The organism is Gordonibacter sp., from assembly GCF_036667095.1.
In the GTDB taxonomy this organism is placed as follows: Bacteria; Actinomycetota; Coriobacteriia; order Coriobacteriales; family Eggerthellaceae; genus Gordonibacter.
Genome location: NZ_JAVWUP010000299.1, coordinates 1 through 2402, shown reverse-complemented (window position 1 = coordinate 2402; position 2402 = coordinate 1). Strand labels below are relative to the sequence as shown.

Here is a 2402-nt window from a genome sequence, read left to right as displayed (position 1 = left end):
GGCAAGCCGAACCGATGCGCACCGCGCCCTTTCGGGAATCCCTCGGACTTTTCTAACTCAAACAAGTATAATGAAAATTCTGATGCTGCCATGCATAACCGCAGCAAGCTGACTGAGGGCAGAATATGGTGACATCCAACAAAAAGTTCCGAGCAGCGCAAATAGCAGCTATTGTCGCTATGGCCCTGCTCCTAACAGCCGTTGCCTTCCTCATGAACCACGTCCAGGATATGCTGAATTCGGACGCAAAAGTCAGCCTCTCCGAGATCGCCACGCAAAACAAAGACGTCATCGCAAGTAAGCTGAAGGTCCAGGTAAGCGATCTCGACATCGACGCAGCGCATATCTCCGATCGGCTGCAAGGACAGACCGACCGCTCCCCGGCAGCCCTCAACGAAGCGTTTCGGCAGTTCTGTAGCGACGTAGGCCAGGAAGCATCGTCCGATCTCTTCATATCCGATGTAAGCGGCAACGCGCTCTTTCCCGACGGACGAACCGTTGACATCTCGGGACGCTCCTATTTCAGGTTCGCGCTCGCCGGCGAGCAGAACATCTCCAACCGCACCGTATCCCGGCTCACCGGAGAGGACCTGTTCGTCATCAGCGTGCCGTTAAAGGTGCAGGACGCAATCATCGGCACGCTGCAGCGGGAGTACTCGCCCGACGAGATGTACAACATCTGCTCCCTCTCGCTTTTCTCCTCGCAGGGGTTCATGAACATCGTGGACAGCGAGGGCTATGTACTCATCAGCTCCCAGCCTGGCTACAATCGGGAATCCGACAACCATTTCCGTTCGCTCTACGCCAACGGCCACACCGCCGCCTCCGACCAGCTACGCAACGATGTGGCAGCCAATCGAGCTGGCTTCATGGAAACAACGATCGACGGCATTTCCTACTTCTCAGCCTACACTCCCATCGAGGACATCCACGACTGGTACCTTATCACGAGCGTCGCATCCGATGCCGTCACGGCGAACAGCTCCAACGTCATCATGCTGTTCTATGCGATCCTCCTGATCGTAGTCGCCACCTTCTTCATCGGAATGATGGTATTCCTTTCCTACAAGCAGCGTCAGCAGCGCCAACTGGAGAGCATCGCATTCGTCGACCCCGTTACCGGCGGCGCCACCTTCAACCGCTTCGAGCTGGATCTGTCGGACGAACTCAAAAAACACCCCGAAGAACAGCATAGCCTGCTCGTCTTCGACATCGACAACTTCAAGTACATCAACAGCTATTACGGCTTCGAGCACGGCGACAGGGTGCTGCGCTCCATGCACCAAGCCGCGCAATCCGAGCTGGCACCGGGCGAGTTGCTCGCCCGTATATCGACAGACCACTTCATCATGCTGCTCGATGACGCAAGCGACGAACGCCTCGACGGCCTGCTCAACCGTATCCGCAATTCTATCGACATACCGCTCTACCTCACTGCCGGCCTGTACCCTATTCAGGATCGCACGCAAAGCCCCAACCTCATGGCCGACAAGGCATCAGCGGTCGCCCAAGCATCCAAGGGACAGTTGGGTGCCCGCGTCGCCTGTTACACGAGCGATTTCGACGAGCAACAGGAACACAATGAGCAGATGAAGCGGGATATAGAGCAGGCACTGGCACACGACGAGCTCGAAGCTTTCTACCAGCCGAAAGTAGACATCTCATCCCGTAAACTCGTGGGAGCCGAGGCCCTTGTGCGATGGCGCAAGCCCGACGGTACGCTCGTTCCTCCTTTCGAGTTCATTCCGCTTTGCGAGAAGACCGGTCTCGTGGTCGACCTGGATTTCTCCGTACTCGGATCGGTGCTGAATTTCCTGCATCGGCAACTCGATGAAGGGGTCGAATGCGTGCCCGTCTCCGTGAACTTCTCGCGCCTTCACCTTGCAGACAGCGATTTCGTCAACAGGGTATCGGGCATGCTCTCCGACGCCGGAGTTCCCCCGGAACTCGTCGAACTCGAACTTACTGAAAGCATCCTGTTCGGCAGCAAAGACGATGTTGCGGCATTCGCCAACGAGGCTCATCGAGCAGGCCTTCGCCTCGCTATGGACGATTTCGGCTCGGGATACTCTTCGCTGAACATGCTCAAAGACATCCCTATCGACACGATAAAGATAGATCAGGGCTTCCTCAGCGATACCGGCAACAGCGCCCGCCAAGAAACCATTTTTGCAGCCGTCATCAAAATGGCCGAGGGCCTGGATATCGACATCGTCGTCGAAGGCGTAGAAACCGCGGACAATGTCTCCCTCATGAGCAAGCACGGGTGCCTCGTAGCGCAAGGCTACTTTTTTGCCCGTCCAATGGACGAGGCCACGTTCGAACCGATCTACCGGAAAGGCAGGACGGCATGACGAAACGGAGTACGACAACAAGGTCGGTCGTCTGCATTGCAGCGTGTG

The 2402-nt window shown here is 56.6% G+C and carries 1 protein-coding gene; it reads left to right on the top strand.

The window, feature by feature from the left end:
• The first annotated feature begins 125 nt into the window (after nucleotides 1–125).
• Complete coding sequence (locus RR842_RS13935) at nucleotides 126–2354, top strand: EAL domain-containing protein (RefSeq protein ID WP_332521871.1); 2229 nt, start codon at nucleotides 126–128, stop codon at nucleotides 2352–2354.
• Nucleotides 2355–2402 lie beyond the last annotated feature (48 nt).

Excerpts from the sequence above, each read along its gene's own strand:
- RR842_RS13935 (WP_332521871.1), top strand. The coding sequence starts at position 126 with ATGGTGACATCCAACAAAAAGTTCCGAGCAGCGCAAATAGCAGCTATT.